The organism is Enterobacter soli (assembly GCF_964208575.1).
GTDB lineage: Bacteria > Pseudomonadota > Gammaproteobacteria > Enterobacterales > Enterobacteriaceae > Enterobacter > Enterobacter soli_A.
In genome coordinates this window covers 60,521-75,673 of sequence record NZ_CAXOFU010000006.1, presented here as the reverse complement: position 1 = coordinate 75,673, position 15,153 = coordinate 60,521, and the positions used below count along the sequence as shown (strand labels likewise).

At 57.1% G+C, this 15,153-nt stretch carries 14 protein-coding genes; 5 read left to right on the top strand and 9 right to left on the bottom strand.

Going from position 1 to position 15,153, the window contains the following annotated elements:
* The first annotated feature begins 37 nt into the window (after positions 1–37).
* Positions 38–1,282, top strand: a complete 1,245-nt coding sequence (locus AB6V08_RS07955) for a polysaccharide deacetylase family protein (protein ID WP_368542174.1) — start codon at positions 38–40, stop codon at positions 1,280–1,282.
* Between the two features lie 2 nt (positions 1,283–1,284).
* Here the strand turns inward: AB6V08_RS07955 and panD are convergent, their stop codons facing one another.
* The 9 genes from panD to thpR form a co-directional block, all read right to left on the bottom strand.
* Entirely contained in the window at positions 1,285–1,665 is a 381-nt protein-coding gene (gene panD, locus AB6V08_RS07950; protein WP_003856284.1) for an aspartate 1-decarboxylase, read from the bottom strand.
* A gap of 61 nt (positions 1,666–1,726) precedes the next feature.
* Positions 1,727–2,578, bottom strand: coding sequence for a pantoate--beta-alanine ligase (panC, locus tag AB6V08_RS07945; RefSeq protein ID WP_368542173.1), 852 nt, complete (start codon positions 2,576–2,578; stop codon positions 1,727–1,729).
* 11 nt (positions 2,579–2,589) lie between these two features.
* Positions 2,590–3,381 carry a 3-methyl-2-oxobutanoate hydroxymethyltransferase gene (gene panB, locus AB6V08_RS07940; RefSeq protein ID WP_368542172.1) on the bottom strand — a complete coding sequence of 264 codons (792 nt, stop codon included), beginning with the start codon at positions 3,379–3,381 and terminating at the stop codon, positions 2,590–2,592.
* Positions 3,382–3,513: 132 nt separating this feature from the next.
* The gene (folK, locus tag AB6V08_RS07935; protein ID WP_368542171.1) at positions 3,514–3,993 is read right to left on the bottom strand and encodes a 2-amino-4-hydroxy-6-hydroxymethyldihydropteridine diphosphokinase; all 480 of its coding nucleotides are present in this window, start codon (positions 3,991–3,993) and stop codon (positions 3,514–3,516) included.
* Positions 3,990–5,387 (bottom strand): polynucleotide adenylyltransferase PcnB, encoded by a 1,398-nt coding sequence (pcnB, locus tag AB6V08_RS07930; protein ID WP_368542303.1) that lies wholly within the window; start codon positions 5,385–5,387, stop codon positions 3,990–3,992. Before pcnB ends, folK begins: the two co-directional genes overlap by 4 nt.
* 42 nt (positions 5,388–5,429) lie before the next feature.
* Positions 5,430–6,320: a tRNA glutamyl-Q(34) synthetase GluQRS gene (gene gluQRS / locus AB6V08_RS07925; protein ID WP_368542170.1), complete on the bottom strand. Its 891-nt coding sequence runs from the start codon at positions 6,318–6,320 to the stop codon at positions 5,430–5,432.
* A gap of 59 nt (positions 6,321–6,379) precedes the next feature.
* On the bottom strand, positions 6,380–6,835 hold the full coding sequence (gene dksA / locus AB6V08_RS07920) for an RNA polymerase-binding protein DksA (protein WP_001155232.1): 456 nt from the start codon (positions 6,833–6,835) through the stop codon (positions 6,380–6,382).
* A gap of 168 nt (positions 6,836–7,003) precedes the next feature.
* Entirely contained in the window at positions 7,004–7,717 is a 714-nt protein-coding gene (gene sfsA, locus AB6V08_RS07915; RefSeq protein WP_368542169.1) for a DNA/RNA nuclease SfsA, read from the bottom strand.
* The gene (thpR, locus tag AB6V08_RS07910) at positions 7,707–8,261 is read right to left on the bottom strand and encodes an RNA 2',3'-cyclic phosphodiesterase (RefSeq protein WP_368542168.1); all 555 of its coding nucleotides are present in this window, start codon (positions 8,259–8,261) and stop codon (positions 7,707–7,709) included. The genes sfsA and thpR overlap by 11 nt, the downstream gene beginning before the upstream one ends.
* 72 nt (positions 8,262–8,333) lie before the next feature.
* Here thpR and hrpB point away from each other — a divergent pair, with 72 nt between their 5' ends.
* The 4 genes from hrpB (at position 8,334) to AB6V08_RS07890 (ending at position 15,116) form a co-directional block, all read left to right on the top strand.
* The gene (gene hrpB, locus AB6V08_RS07905; protein WP_368542167.1) at positions 8,334–10,763 is read left to right on the top strand and encodes an ATP-dependent helicase HrpB; all 2,430 of its coding nucleotides are present in this window, start codon (positions 8,334–8,336) and stop codon (positions 10,761–10,763) included.
* A gap of 136 nt (positions 10,764–10,899) precedes the next feature.
* Positions 10,900–13,428: a bifunctional glycosyl transferase/transpeptidase gene (gene mrcB / locus AB6V08_RS07900; RefSeq protein WP_368542166.1), complete on the top strand. Its 2,529-nt coding sequence runs from the start codon at positions 10,900–10,902 to the stop codon at positions 13,426–13,428.
* Positions 13,429–13,802: 374 nt separating this feature from the next.
* Positions 13,803–14,333: a fimbrial protein gene (locus AB6V08_RS07895; RefSeq protein ID WP_368542165.1), complete on the top strand. Its 531-nt coding sequence runs from the start codon at positions 13,803–13,805 to the stop codon at positions 14,331–14,333.
* A 69-nt stretch (positions 14,334–14,402) separates the two neighbouring features.
* Positions 14,403–15,116: a molecular chaperone gene (locus tag AB6V08_RS07890; protein WP_368542302.1), complete on the top strand. Its 714-nt coding sequence runs from the start codon at positions 14,403–14,405 to the stop codon at positions 15,114–15,116.
* Positions 15,117–15,153 lie beyond the last annotated feature (37 nt).

The window sequence follows — 15,153 nt, the reverse complement described above, 5'->3', positions numbered from 1 at the left end:
CAATGTGGTGAATGTCACTTTGATAACTCTTGGGCCTATGTTTATCCGGTTTATCATCCTTCTGATGATGTTTTCCTTTAGCGCGTCAGCCAGCCTGCTGAGCGAACAGGGTGTGCCAGCTCAGTACATGCAAACCACGGAAGATGCGGCTATCTGGGCGCAGGTGGGCGATGAGGTGGTCAACGTCGGCAATATTCGCGCCGGGCAGATTATCGCCGTGGTGCCGATCAAAGCAGACTACTACGAGTTCCGCTTCGGCTTTGGCACCGGTTTTATCGATAAAGAGCATCTCGAGCCCGTTCAGGGCAAGCAGCGGGTGGAGGACAGCCTGGGCGACCTCAATAAGCCGCTCAGCAATCAGAACCTGATCACCTGGAAAGATACGCCGGTGTATAACGCGCCCTCCAGCGGCAGCGCCCCCTTTGGTACGCTCAGCGACAATCTGCGCTATCCCATTTTGAACAAGCTGAAAGATCGCCTGAACCAGACCTGGTTTCAGATCCGCATCGGGAATCGGCTGGCGTGGGTAAGCAGCCTGGACGCACAGGAGGACAGCGGTCTGCCGATCCTGACCTACCACCATATTCTGCGCGACGAAGAGAATACGCGTTTTCGCCACACCTCCACCACCACCAGCGTGCGCGCCTTCAGCAACCAGATGACCTGGCTGCGGGATCAGGGCTATACGACGTTAACCCTGTATCAGGTGGAAGGCTACGTCAGAAACAAGATCAACCTGCCGGCCCGCGCGGTGGCAATCACCTTTGATGACGGCCTGAAATCGGTCAGCCGCTACGCCTACCCGATCCTGAAAGAGTACGGCTTTAACGCCACCGCCTTTATTATCTCTTCGCGCATTAAGCGCCACCCGCAGAAGTGGGATCCTAAATCGCTGCAGTTTATGAGCGTATCGGAGCTTAAGGGCATTCAGGACGTGTTTGACGTGCAGTCGCACACCCATTTCCTGCACCGGGTTGATGCCAACAAACACCCTATTCTGCTCAGCCGCAGCTACCACGTGATCCTGTTTGACTTCCAGCGCTCGCGCCGGGACCTGACGCAGTTCAACCCGCACGTGCTGTATCTGTCCTATCCGTTTGGCGCCTATAACGACAGCGCGGTGAAGGCGGCGAACGACGCGGGTTTCCACCTGGCGGTGACGACGGTAAAAGGGAAGGTGAAGCCGGGGGATAATCCGTTCTTACTTAAGCGCTTATATATTTTAAGAACGGATTCATTAGAGACCATGTCGCGGCTGATCAGCAATCAGCCGCAGGGGTAGGGTTAAGCGACCTGAACCGGAATGGCTTTGGCGGTGCGCTTCATTTCGTTGTCGCCCTCGAAGTAGGCGACTTTCGGCTGCCAGCGGCGGGCTTCTTCGTCAGACATCATCACGAAGCTGGCGATGATCACAATGTCACCCACGTCCGCGCAGTGCGCTGCCGCGCCGTTGACGGAGATGATTTTCGATCCGCGCTCGGCGGCGATGGCGTAGGTTGAGAAGCGTTTGCCGTTGTTCACGTTCCAGATATCAATGGCTTCGTTTTCCAGAATGCCAGCCGCATCGAGGAAATCTTGATCGATCGCGCAGGAGCCTTCGTAGTGCAGGTCGGCCTGAGTGACTTTCACACGGTGAAGCTTACCTTGCAGCATTTTGCGAATCATTACGTTTACCTTTAATCATCATGCGTTAAGCCCTCTCCTGAAAGAGGGCAGAGCGAACGGGCTACGCCAGTTCAACCACTTTATTGTCGATGAGACGCGCCTGGCCAAGCCATGCGGCCACCAGAATGACCGCGCGCTTGCTTGAACCGGTCAGTTCGAGCAGCGTATCGGCATCGCGGATTTGGATATCATCGGCGCGGAAGCCTTTGTCATTCAGCGCCTGCTCGGCCAGGGCGACGATCTCTTCTGCCGTCAGCTCTTTGGCGCCGAGCTGTTCGGCCATGGTGTTCATCACTTTGCTCAGACCCGGCGCGATTTTACGCTGGTCGGCGGTCAGATAGCCGTTGCGGGAGCTCAGCGCCAGACCGTCTTTGGCGCGCACAATCGGCACGCCCACGATCTCGATGTCGTAGCCCATGTCGGCAACCATTTTGCGGATCAGCGCAAGCTGCTGGAAATCCTTCTCGCCGAAGCAGGCGATGTCCGGCTGCACCAGGTTGAAAAGCTTGCTGACGATGGTGGACACGCCGCGGAAATGCCCGGGACGGCTCGCGCCTTCAAGCATGGTTGAAATGCCCGGCACATCGACATAGGTCGCCTCTTCTGTACCCTGCGGATAAACATCCGCCGGGGTAGGGCAGAAGACGAAATCGACGTGGTGCTTTTTGAGCTTTTCACAATCTTCCTGGAGCGTACGCGGGTAGCGCGCCAGATCGTCGGCTCTGTCGAACTGCATTGGGTTCACGAAAATACTGGTCACGACCACGTCCGCACGGGCCTTCGCCTCGTCGACCAGCTTCATATGGCCGTCGTGCAGATTGCCCATCGTAGGCACCAACGCAATACGTTTACCTTCCTGACGCAGGCGGCGAATATGCTGACGCAGCAGCGGCAGGGTTTCAATGATTAGCACAACAAGACTCCTTAATGGAAACTGTGTTCTTCACCCGGGTAAGCACCGGATTCAACCTCGGCAATATACTGCCTGACCGCGGCGCGCATGTCGCCGGTGCCGGTCAGGAAATTCTTCGCGAATTTCGGGATATGGCCGCCGGTAATGCCGAACGCGTCGTGCATCACCAGGATTTGACCGTCGGTGACGTTGCCCGCGCCAATGCCAATCACCGGAATGGAGAGCGCGTCGGTAATGCGCTGGGCCAGCTCGACGGGCACGCACTCCAGCACCAGCAGCTGCGCGCCAGCGGCTTCGAGCGCGACGGCGTCGTCAAACAGGGTTTGCGCCGCATCGCCGCGGCCCTGCACTTTATACCCGCCAAAGATGTTGACCGACTGCGGCGTTAAGCCTAAATGCCCACAGACGGGTACCGCGCGCTCGGTGAGCATTTTCACGGTGTCCACCAGCCACGCGCCACCCTCGATTTTCACCATGTTGGCGCCGGCGCGCATGACGGCAGCGGCATTTTCGAAGGCCTGCTCCGGCGTGGCGTAGGCCATAAACGGCAGATCGGAAAGCAGCAGACAGGCAGGCGCGCCGCGGCGCACCGCACGCGTGTGGTAGGCAATATCCTCGACCGTGACCGGCAGGGTGGAATCATGTCCTTGTACCGTCATCCCTAACGAATCTCCGACCAGCATGACGTTAATCCCCTCTTCGGCAAACAGTTTGGCGAAGCTGTAGTCATACGCGGTGATGGTGGCGAAGCGTTTCTTTTCCTGTTTGCACTTCTGCAATAAGGAGATGGTGGTTGGTTTCATACTGTTTCCTGCTTTTCCTGAAAGCCCAAAAGCGAATCTTTGCGCATTCTAACAGTAACATTCGAGGGAACAATGATTTTAGGCAATCGATTAACCACAAATATTTTGCGGTTAACCGATAAAAAAACGGCATCACCAGAAGGCGGGTTTTTCAGCGTCCAGACGGGCGAGAAGGGCGCGGAAAGGATCGCCATCGGGAAAGGTCAGATCAGGGGCAATTTCAAACAGCGGCCAGAGCATAAACCCGCGGTTTTTCATATCGTAATGGGGAACCGTCAGGCGTTCTGTCGCGATGACGTCCTGACCAAAAAGCATGATGTCGAGGTCAAGGGTGCGCGGCCCCCAGCGCTCGTCTTTACGCACGCGGCCCTGCTGCAGCTCGATACGCTGGGTGTTGTCCAGCAGCGTTTCGGCATCCAGCGCGGTCTCCAGCGCAACGGCGGCATTCAGATAGTCAGGCTGATCCTGAGGCCCCATCGGCGGCGTGCGATAAAAGGACGATACCGCCACGATGCGGCTTTGCGGGATTTCGCCCAGCGCCTTAACGGCAGCGTTTACCTGCTCCAGAGGAGAGGCAAGGTTGCTGCCGAGGGCGATATAGGCGAGGGTCATGCGGTGCCTTCACGGCGCGGCGCGCGCTTGCGCGGGCGACGATGGCGACGGCGCGGTGCCGGTTCATCGTCCAGGTCCGTCAGCATGTCTTTCTGCTCTGGCGGCGCGGACACCTGGAACTCGCCCCACCACTGTGCCAGACGCTGCAGCTCCTGATTCTTCTCTACGTCTGCGCGCAGGGAGAGCAGGTCGTAAGCGGCGCGGAATTTTGGATGCTCCATCAGCTTCCAGGCGCGTTTACCCTGACGACGGGACATGCGCAGCTGCAGCTGCCAGATATCACGCACCAGCGTGGTAATGCGTTTTGGAATTGCCAGCGTGCGGCAGGCTTCATCCAGCACGTCGTTAGTCGCCAGCGCGAACGCGTCGTAGTAGGCGAGGCCGCTCTCCTGGGCAATCTTCTGCGCGGTTTCCAGCAGCGGATACCAGAACATCGCGGCGAACAGGAACGCCGGGTTGACGCGCATATCGTTGTGGATACGGTTGTCGGTGTTCTTCAGCACCTGCGCAATCATGCGCTCCATCGGGCTGTCGCGATTTTCGGTGAAATAGCGGGTGATGGTCGGGAACAGCGGCTGGAACAGGTTGTATTCGCACAGCAGGTTATAGGTTTCAAACCCGTAACCGGCCTGCAGCAGCTTAAGCGACTCTTCAAACAGGCGCGCGGGCGGAACGTCGTTGATAAGCGTTGCCAGACGCGGAATCGGCTCGCCGGTTTCCGGGCTAATACGCATATTCAGTTTGGCGGCAAAGCGCACGGCGCGCAGCATACGCACCGGATCTTCGCGGTAGCGCGTTTCCGGCGTGCCGATCAGGCGGATCGTGCCGGATTTGAGATCCTGCATGCCACCCACGTAATCACGCACGGTGAAATCGGCGACGCTGTAATAAAGGCTGTTGATCGTGAAATCGCGACGCTGGGCATCTTCTTCGATAGAGCCAAAGATGTTGTCGCGCAGCAGCATACCGTTCTGGCCGCGCTGGGAGGTGGCTTTGTCTGAGGGAGTGCCTTCGTGATGGCCACGGAAGGTAGCCACTTCAATGATTTCAGGCCCAAACATAACGTGTGCAAGACGGAAGCGGCGACCCACAAGACGGCAGTTACGGAAAAGCTTGCGTACCTGCTCAGGGGTGGCGCTGGTTGTCACATCGAAATCTTTTGGTTTTTTGCCCAGCAGTAAATCGCGAACCCCGCCGCCGACGAGATAGGCCTCGTAGCCTGCTTTATTCAGACGATAGAGCACCTTGAGGGCATTTTCACTGATATCTTTGCGGGAAATATTGTGCTGCTCACGTGGAATAACCGACATGTGGTTTTGGGCAACAGCCTCTTCCGCCATGCTCTCTTCGCGGCTTAGCACCTTACGGCAAAAATTAGCGACTCGGGTAAAAATAGTACACCTCGTAGTGTGTTTTGTTATGAAAAAAGCGGCTAATCATAGCTCAGCGCGACGCGTTTGAGAATGCTGGATTTTTGGCACGTCCCGTAGCGTCCAGTTCTGAGTCGCCATTTTTAGCAATTCATCAATACGCAAATCCTGCCATTCGTCCGTTACAGTCTGGTTGAGAAATCGCAGCGCGTCGATCAAAACCGGGCGCGGATCGCCGTCTGGCAAGGCCGGGGCGTGATTTTGCTTTGATAATTTGTTGCCCTGCGCGTTCAGCGCCAGCGGCAGATGAATATACGCCGGAGCCGTCCAGCCAAACTGCTGATAAAGCGATATTTGTCGCACCGTGGGCTCAATTAAATCTGCACCGCGCACGATTTCCGTCACGCCCTGGAAATGATCGTCCACCACCACCGCCAGGTTATAGGCAAACAGCCCGTCGCGACGGTGAATAATGAAATCCTCACGCGCCAGGCGGGCGTCGGCCTGCATGTCACCGGACAAGAGATCGTGGAAATGGGTCACGGGCGCGCGCTGCAGCAGCCGCACGGCGGCGTTTTCCGGGCCGTGGTTTAACGTCCGGCAATGACCGTCGTAGACGCCCCCCACGCTGTGAATGCGCGCGCGGGTGCAGGTGCAATAATAGGAAAGCCCCTGCTCATAGAGCCAGGCCAGGCGTTCACGGTAGGCATCGTGACGTTTTGACTGCCACAGGACGTCGCCGTCCCAGTGAAGGCCGTAATGTTCCAGCTGACGCAGAATGGTCTCTGCTGCACCGGGAACTTCACGAGGGGGATCAATATCTTCAATGCGGACGCGCCAGATACCGCGGTGCGCACGGGCCTGCAGGTAGCTGCCGAGAGCGGCAATTAACGAGCCGAAATGTAATTCACCGGAAGGGGATGGCGCAAAGCGCCCAATATAGTGTGATTCAGACATATCAACGGTAATAAGGCGGGAGAGACTCCCGCCTTTATAGAGTGTTTACAGCGCTGGAATTAACCGGCCATCTGTTTTTCGCGGATTTCCGCCAGCGTTTTACAGTCGATGCACAGATCGGCAGTTGGACGCGCTTCCAGGCGACGGATACCAATTTCAACACCGCAGGACTCGCAGTAACCGAAATCTTCGTCCTCAACCTTTTTCAGCGTTTTTTCGATCTTTTTAATCAGCTTGCGCTCGCGGTCACGGTTACGCAGTTCGAGGCTGAACTCTTCTTCCTGAGCGGCACGGTCTACCGGATCCGGGAAGTTTGCTGCTTCATCCTGCATATGTGTAACGGTGCGATCGACTTCATCCCTGAGTTGATTACGCCATGCTTCAAGAATACGCTTGAAGTGCGACAGCTGGGCTTCGTTCATATACTCTTCGCCCGGCTTCTCTTGATACGGCTCCACCCCAGCGATGGCGAGAATACTCAGGGACGATGTTTTACGGTTTTGCCCTTCTTGCATGTTGCTTCTCCTTAACACGCACTATCGATCCCCGTGTTGGGGGAAAAATCAGGTCGCTATAAATAGCAGATGCTTTTCCGAATGGCAATTATCTAAACGTAACACTTGACAAGCCTGTGAGGAAAAGCGTATTTGCGCACGCGACCAGAACACATAATAATCAATCGACTACCCCCTTAATAACGTAACGGGGAGAGACAATCTCAGAGTCATATTATCGGCAGAAAGTTCCGCTTTATAAGCCAAAACCTCCACCCCCTGCTTTTGTGCCTCATTCAACAATTGCGCGTATTTTGGATCAATATGGCGGGCAGGTGAAAAACGTTCAATTGCCGTGTGCAGCACCGCAAACAGCAACACGGCGCGCTTGCCCGCCGCCGCTACACTCATCAGTTCCCGCAGATGCTTCTGACCGCGTAGCGTCACCGCATCCGGGAAATAGCCATTTTCCTGTTCCGCTAACGTCACTGATTTTACTTCAATATAGCACTCAGGCTTTCCTTCCGCCTGTAGCATGAAGTCAATTCTGCTGCTTTCATCGCCGTATTTCACTTCGCTCTTTATCGAGTCGTAACCGGTGATTTCCAGAATATTCCCCGCCATAAGAGCTTCCTTAACTAATTGATTCGCCCGGAGGGTGTTAACGCAAATAAATGCCCCTTGCTGGGTCTGCGTAATCTCCCAGGTATGGGGATATTTGCGTTTAGTATTTTCTGAAGTGGAATACCAGACGGTATCCCCCGGCGCCGCGCAGCCGGTCATCGCGCCGGTGTTTGGGCAGTGCAGGGTCAGGTGTTCACCTTCGGGGGTCACCACGTCGGCAAGAAAACGTTTGTAGCGCTGGATAAGCGTGGCGCGCTGCAGCGCGGGGCTAAACTTCATCGGAATTCCTTAGATTGTCGCCCAGCGTCCAGCGCTGCAGCGGCGTGTATCGGGTGCGTCCCTGTCCAAAAACAGATTCATAGAGGACGAATTCATTGACCGGAAATGACCAGCTAAACCCCGGCGGCGGGATGGCGACGGCCTGGCCCGCATCGCGCAGCAGGGTGATATGCGGATGAAAAGGCTGCGGGCTTTGGTAACACCCGCTGCGGGCGGCCTGCGCGCGCAGCATGCTGGCGAGCTGCAACAATCCGCGCGGCGGCTGGCGCGTGCCGAGCCACACCACCCGCGAGCGCAGCCACTGCCCGGCGTCATCCAGATGCAGCGTAAAGCCCGGCTGGCTGATTCGCCCGGCCATGGCTGCCAGCGCGCGCTGCTTTTCCGCGCTGACGTCGCCGAGAAAGGCCAGCGTCAGGTGCAGATTCGCGCCGGCCACGGGGCGGCCTGCCTCCTGCGGGAAATGGTCGGCGCGCCAGCGGACAATCTGCCGCTGGACAGGGGCGGGCAGCTCGATGGCGAAAAACAGTCGTTTCAATTCAGACATACGGGTGCTCTGTAATGAGATGCGGCGATGCTACAATGTACGCCGACGAATGTTAACCCTCTGGAGCCGTTAGTGTCCTCATTGCCAGTCGCCGCCGTACTTCCTGAGCTACTTGCCGCCCTACAGTCTGCCCCCCAGGTTTTGCTTAACGCCCCCACCGGGGCGGGTAAATCGACCTGGCTGCCGCTGCAAATCCTTAACGCAGGCAACGTCCGCGGGAAAATTATCCTGCTGGAGCCGCGCAGGCTCGCCGCGCGCAACGTGGCGCAGCGTCTGGCCGAGCTTCTCAACGAAAAGCCGGGTGAAACGGTGGGCTACCGGATGCGCGCCGAAACCTGCGTCGGGCCAGCAACCCGCCTGGAAGTGGTGACCGAGGGCATTCTTACCCGAATGCTGCAAAACGATCCTGAGCTTATCGGCGTCGATCTGGTGATTCTCGATGAGTTCCACGAGCGCAGCCTGCAGGCTGACCTGGCGCTGGCGCTGCTGCTGGACGTGCAGCAGGGGCTGCGGGACGATCTCCGCCTGCTGATCATGTCCGCGACGCTGGATAACGAGCGGCTGCAGCAGGCGCTGCCCGACGCGCCGGTGATTTCATCCGAGGGGCGGGCTTTTCCCGTTGAACGGCGCTATCAGCCGCTTTCCGCGCATCAGCGTTTCGATGAGGCCGTGGCAATCGCCACCGCTGACCTGCTGCGCCAGGAGCCCGGCTCTCTGCTGCTGTTTTTGCCCGGCGTCGGGGAGATTCAGCGCGTGCAGGAGCAGCTTGCCGCCCGCGTGGGCAGCGATGTCGCGCTCTGCCCGCTCTACGGCGCGTTGCCGTTAAGCGAGCAGCGCAAAGCCATTCTTCCCGCCCCCGCCGGGCAGCGCAAAGTGGTGCTGGCGACCAATATTGCCGAAACCAGTCTGACCATCGAAGGCATACGTCTGGTGGTGGATACCGCCCAGGAGCGGGTGGCGAGCTTCGATCCGCGCACCGGGCTGACGAAGCTGTTAACCCAGCGGATCAGCCAGGCGTCGATGATCCAGCGCGCGGGCCGCGCGGGTCGACTCGAGCCCGGCATTTGCCTGCATTTAACCAGCGCAGAGCAGGCTGAGCGCGCCGCCCAGCAAAGCACGCCGGAGATTTTACAAAGCGATCTGTCGGGTCTGGTGATGGATCTGCTCCAGTGGGGCTGCCCGGATCCGTCGCAGCTGACCTGGCTCAACCCGCCGCCTGCGGTCAACCTCGCCGCCGCGCAAGCGCTGTTAACCCGCCTGGGGGCGCTCGACGGCAATCGCCTCTCGTCGCGCGGCCAGCGCATGGCGACGCTGGGCAACGATCCGCGGCTGGCGGCGATGCTGGTGGCGGCAAAAGGGGATGACGAAATTTACACGGCGGCGAAACTGGCAGCTATTCTGGAGGAGCCCCCGCGCGGTGGAAGCAGCGATCTGGCCCAGGCGTTTTCTCGCAATCAGCCTAACTGGCAGCAGCGGGCGCAGCAGCTGTGCAAGCGGCTCAACGGCCGCGGCGGCTCGCCCGACGGCGATCGCATTGCGCCCCTGCTGGCGCAGGCGTTCCCGGATCGGGTGGCGCGTCGGCGCGGCCTGGACGGGCGCTACCAGCTGGCAAACGGCATGGGGGCGATGCTGGACAGCGATGATGCATTAACGCGTCACGAATGGCTTATCGCTCCGCTATTATTGCAGGGCAGCCACTCCCCGGATGCGCGGATTTTACAGGCGATTGCCGTGGACGTTGAAGCGCTTACGCGCGACTGTCCGCAGCTGATCCAGCAGTCCGATATCGTCGAGTGGGACGACGCGCAGGGCACGCTGAAGGCGTTTCGCCGCAGCCAGATAGGCAGGCTGACGCTGGGCAGCAGGCCGCTGGCGAAGCCGTCGGAAGAGGAGCTGCATCGGGCGATGCTGAACGGCATTAGGGAAAAGGGGCTGGGCGTGCTGAACTGGACGCCGGAGGCCGAGCAGTACCGCATTCGTCTTCACTGTGCGGCGCGCTGGCTGCCGGAGTACGACTGGCCCGCCGTTGATGACGATACGCTGCTGGCCTCGCTCGACGCGTGGCTACTGCCGCAAATGGACGGCGTGCATTCGCTGCGCGCCCTGAAAACGCTCGATGTTAAAGCGGCGTTACAGAATTTACTCGACTGGTCATTACGTCAACGTCTGGATAGTGAACTGCCTGGGCATTACACTGTGCCGACCGGAAGCCGGATTGCCATTCGTTATCATGAGGATAATCCGCCCGCGCTGGCCGTGAGGATGCAGGAGATGTTCGGCGAGGCGAAAACGCCGTCCATTGCACAGGGGCGGGTATCGCTGGTGCTGGAGCTGCTCTCGCCCGCGCACCGGCCTTTGCAGATCACCCGCGACCTGAGCGCCTTCTGGGCGGGAAGCTACCGGGAAGTGCAAAAAGAGATGAAAGGGCGTTATCCCAAGCACGTTTGGCCGGACGATCCGGCGAATACGGCGCCGACAAGGCGAACAAAGAAATATTCGTAAGGCGTGCGGCTGATGCCCTCGCCCCGGCCCTCTCCACGAGAGAGGGAGAAAGCAGTTTTGAGAGATTTCTTCTTTCACAGGTTCGTGGAAGAAAAGAAAATCTGGCCTTTGCGCCTGAATGTTGCGGAGAAAAAGCATGGCGGGGAATGACCGCGAGCCAATTGGACGTAAGGGTAAACCTTCACGTCCGGCAAAAGAAAAGGTGAGCCGTCGTCGCAGTAGTGATGATTACGACGATGACTATGAAGATGATTATGAGGATGAAGAACCGATGCCGCGTAAAGGAAAAGGCAAAGGGCGTAAGCCTCGTGGAAAACGCGGCTGGTTCTGGCTGCTGCTGAAGCTATTCATTGTTTTTGTGGTGCTGATTGCGATCTACGGCGTTTACCTGGATCAGAAGATCCGCAGCCGTATTGATGGCAAAGTCTGGCAATTGCCGGCGGCGGTGTACGGTCGCATGGTCAATCTTGAGCCTGACATGTCCATCAGCAAGAACGAGATGGTCAAACTGCTGCAGGCGACACAGTACCGTCAGGTGACGAAGATGACCCGTCCCGGCGAGTTTACCGTGCAGGCAAAAAGCATCGAAATGATCCGCCGTCCGTTTGATTTCCCGGACAGCAAAGAGGGGCAGGTGCGCGCGCGCCTGACCTTTGACGGCGATCGCCTCGACACTATCGAGAACATGGATAACAACCGCCAGTTCGGTTTCTTCCGTCTCGATCCGCGTCTGATCACCATGCTCTCTTCGACCAACGGCGAGCAGCGCCTGTTCGTGGCGCGTAACGGCTTCCCGGATCTGCTGGTGGATACCCTGCTGGCAACCGAAGACCGTCACTTCTACGAGCATGACGGCATCAGCCTGTACTCCATCGGTCGTGCGGTGCTGGCGAACCTGACGGCAGGCCGCACGGTGCAGGGGGCGAGTACCCTGACCCAGCAGCTGGTGAAGAACCTGTTCCTCTCCAGCGAGCGCTCCTACTGGCGTAAGGCCAACGAAGCGTACATGGCCGTGCTGATGGATGCCCGCTACAGCAAGGATCGTATCCTTGAGCTGTACATGAACGAGGTGTACCTCGGTCAGAGCGGCGATAACGAGATCCGCGGCTTCCCGCTGGCGAGCCTTTACTACTTTGGCCGTCCGGTGGAAGAGCTGAGCCTCGACCAGCAGGCGCTGCTGGTGGGCATGGTGAAAGGGGCGTCCATCTACAACCCGTGGCGTAACCCGAAGCTGGCGCTGGAGCGTCGTAACCTGGTTCTGCGTCTGCTGCAGCAGCAGCAGGTGATTGACCAGGAACTGTACGACATGCTGAGCGCGCGTCCGCTGGGCGTGCAGCCGCGCGGTGGGGTGATCTCTCCGCAGCCTGCCTTTATGCAGATGGTTCGCCAGGAGCTGCAGGCTAAGCTCGGCGACAAGGTTAAAGATCTCTCCGGCGTGAAGATCTTCACCACCTTCGACTCCGTGGCGCAGGATGCGGCAGAAAAAGCGGCGGTGGAAGGCATTCCGGTGCTGAAGAAACAGCGCAAGCTGAGCGATCTGGAAACGGCAATGGTCGTTGTTGACCGTAACTCCGGTGAAGTTCGCGCGATGGTGGGCGGGGCAGAGCCGCAGTTCGCGGGTTACAACCGCGCAATGCAGGCGCGCCGTTCGATTGGTTCTCTGGCAAAACCGGCGACCTATCTGACCGCGCTGAGCCAGCCAAACCAGTACCGTCTGAATACCTGGATTGCCGATGCGCCAATCTCCCTGCGCCAGCCTAACGGCCAGGTGTGGTCGCCGCAGAACGATGACAAACAGTTCAGCGGTCAGGTGATGCTGGTGGACGCGCTGACGCGCTCCATGAACGTGCCAACGGTTAACCTGGGTATGGCGCTTGGCCTGCCAGCGATCACCGACACCTGGCAGAAGCTCGGCGTGCCGAAAGATCAGCTGCATCCGGTGCCGGCGATGATCCTCGGTGCCCTGAACCTGACGCCAATTGAAGTGGCGCAGGCGTTCCAGACTATCGCCAGCGGCGGTAACCGCGCACAGCTTTCATCGCTGCGTTCGGTGATTGCGGAAGATGGCTCCGTGCTCTATCAGAGCTTCCCGCAGGCAGAGCGTGCGGTTCCGGCTCAGGCGGCGTACATGACGCTGTGGACCATGCAGCAGGTTGTGCAGCGTGGTACGGGCCGTCAGCTGGGCGCGAAATATCCGGGCCTGCATCTGGCGGGTAAAACCGGGACCACCAACAACAACGTCGATACCTGGTTCGCCGGTATCGACGGCCGTGAAGTGGTAATCACATGGGTAGGACGCGATAACAACCAGCCGACCAAACTGTACGGCGCGAGCGGTGCGATGTCGATTTACCAGCGCTACCTGGCTAACCAGTCTCCGGTGCCGCTGAATCTGGTTGCGCCGGAAGATATCGTGGATATGGGTGTCGATGAATCCGGTAATTTCATCTGCGGTGGCGGTATGCGTACGCTTCCGGTCTGGACAACCAATCCGGATTCACTCTGCCAGCAGAGCCAGCCTCAGCAGCCGTCGGGTAACCCGTTTGATTCTTCTTCCCCGCAGCAGCAGCAGCCGCAGCAACAGCAGCCGGCTCAGCAGCAGAATGAGAAGAAGGACAGCGATGGCGTCGCCGGCTGGATTAAGGATATGTTCGGCGGTAACTGATAGTGTGAAATGATAAAAAGCCTGCCTGAATTATCAGGCAGGCTTTTTTTATATTTAATTATGATTGAATTCATATTTGATATTAGTGTGAATTATATTTCAAAGTTTTCTTAACCGTCTGTTTAGTAAAATTAAGCATAGTGTTTTATCCTTTAAAAACAGGGCTTTGTTCTGATAAGTTCTTTATGCTTATTGGCGTGGCATAGACAGTCTCCCCGTCTGAAATATAGAATCTCGTCGGATTAAGGAAACTCAGGCAAAGGATTTGCTCAGTTAAATATTCCTACATATTCAAAAAGTGAATAGTGAATAAATCTTTCCTGTCTTATTTCTTTCCGCGTGCTTATCACTTAAACATATGTAAGGAATACAATATGTGTAAAAAATATCTCGCAACGCTGTTGCTCGCTGCGGTAGTTTCACCTGCAATGGCCGTCGATACTGGAACTGTAACCTTTAATGGTAAGATTGTTGCGGATAGCTGCGCCGTTGACGTTAATGGTTCAACGACCAATGGCGTTGTGACGTTCAACAACTTATCCACCACCTCATTTGGCGCGGATAAAACGGTTGGCGACTCACAGCCTTTAGTGATTACCGTGACCAAGTGTGACTCTGCAATTAAAAACCTGAACGTTGTTTTTGACGGCACACGTATTTCCGGTTACGACGACGAAGTTCTGAAAGCGACGGGTACTGCAAGCAACCTCGGCGTGCGTCTGCTGCCGGAAGGATCCAGCAGCTACATCAAATTCGATGGCTCTGAGCCAGACGTTGCGCTGCGTAAAGCTAATGCAGCAAGCGTAGTATTCAACTATACCGCTGAAGTTATCCAGGTCGGTTCTGCCGTGCCTACAGTGGGTGACTACGCGGCTCAGACTACCTACACCCTGATCTACCGTTAATTTACGTTTTTAGCACTGGCTCATATGAGTCAGTGCTTTTTTTTACAATTTTCAAAGGGAATGAAAATGATGAAATGGAATTTCGGAATGTTTTCGCTGCTGCTTCTCTTTTATACCTGCGCGTCACTGGCAGGGGTAATTGTTGGCGGCACGCGCGTTATTTATCCGTCTGAACAGCCGGAAGTGCAGGTCACGTTAAAAAATAAAGATAACGATAAACGGTATTTAGTTCAGAGCTGGATCAGCGGTATTGATGACAATAAAGCGCCTTTTGTCGTCACTCCGCCTGTTTATAAACTGGAAGAAAACCGCCAGACGCTGCTGCATATCGTTTATACCGGTGATAAAAACGCACTGCCTCAGGATCGTGAATCGCTGTTTATGATGAATGTGAAATCCGTCTCCGCGATCCCCGAAGAGCTGCGCAGCAGTAATACGCTGCAGTTCGCCATTAAAAGCAAAATGAAGCTGTTTTATCGCCCGTCGTCGCTGGACGGCAACGCGGCAAAAAACGCGTGGACATCGCTGCAGTTCAGCCGCAGCGGTAATCAGCTGCGGGTGAAAAACCCAACGCCTTTCTATGTCTCCTTCGGGGAACTTTCCCTGGGTGGAAAAGCGCTGACTCCGTCCAAAGAGCAGAATTCGCCTTCCGCGCTGTCGATGATGCTCGCGCCGTTCAGCGAGCAATATTTCGCGATTCCGGCTAACGCGAAAGGTCGGCTCACCTGGACCGCCATCAATGATTTTGGTGCTGAGACCGAGCAACGCAAGCAAAGCCTGTAATGCAGCATCAGACACTTAATCAATGACGGTGGTGCAT

Coding starts and splice junctions, on each gene's coding strand:
- AB6V08_RS07955 (WP_368542174.1), top strand. CDS start 38: ATGTTTATCCGGTTTATCATCCTTCTGATGATGTTTTCCTTTAGCGCG.
- panD (WP_003856284.1), bottom strand. CDS start 1,665: ATGATTCGCAAAATGCTGCAAGGTAAGCTTCACCGTGTGAAAGTCACT.
- panB (WP_368542172.1), bottom strand. CDS start 3,381: ATGAAACCAACCACCATCTCCTTATTGCAGAAGTGCAAACAGGAAAAG.
- folK (WP_368542171.1), bottom strand. CDS start 3,993: ATGACCCTCGCCTATATCGCCCTCGGCAGCAACCTTGCCTCTCCTCTG.
- gluQRS (WP_368542170.1), bottom strand. CDS start 6,320: ATGTCTGAATCACACTATATTGGGCGCTTTGCGCCATCCCCTTCCGGT.
- dksA (WP_001155232.1), bottom strand. CDS start 6,835: ATGCAAGAAGGGCAAAACCGTAAAACATCGTCCCTGAGTATTCTCGCC.
- sfsA (WP_368542169.1), bottom strand. CDS start 7,717: ATGAAGTTTAGCCCCGCGCTGCAGCGCGCCACGCTTATCCAGCGCTAC.
- thpR (WP_368542168.1), bottom strand. CDS start 8,261: ATGTCTGAATTGAAACGACTGTTTTTCGCCATCGAGCTGCCCGCCCCT.
- mrcB (WP_368542166.1), top strand. CDS start 10,900: ATGGCGGGGAATGACCGCGAGCCAATTGGACGTAAGGGTAAACCTTCA.
- AB6V08_RS07895 (WP_368542165.1), top strand. CDS start 13,803: ATGTGTAAAAAATATCTCGCAACGCTGTTGCTCGCTGCGGTAGTTTCA.
- AB6V08_RS07890 (WP_368542302.1), top strand. CDS start 14,403: ATGAAATGGAATTTCGGAATGTTTTCGCTGCTGCTTCTCTTTTATACC.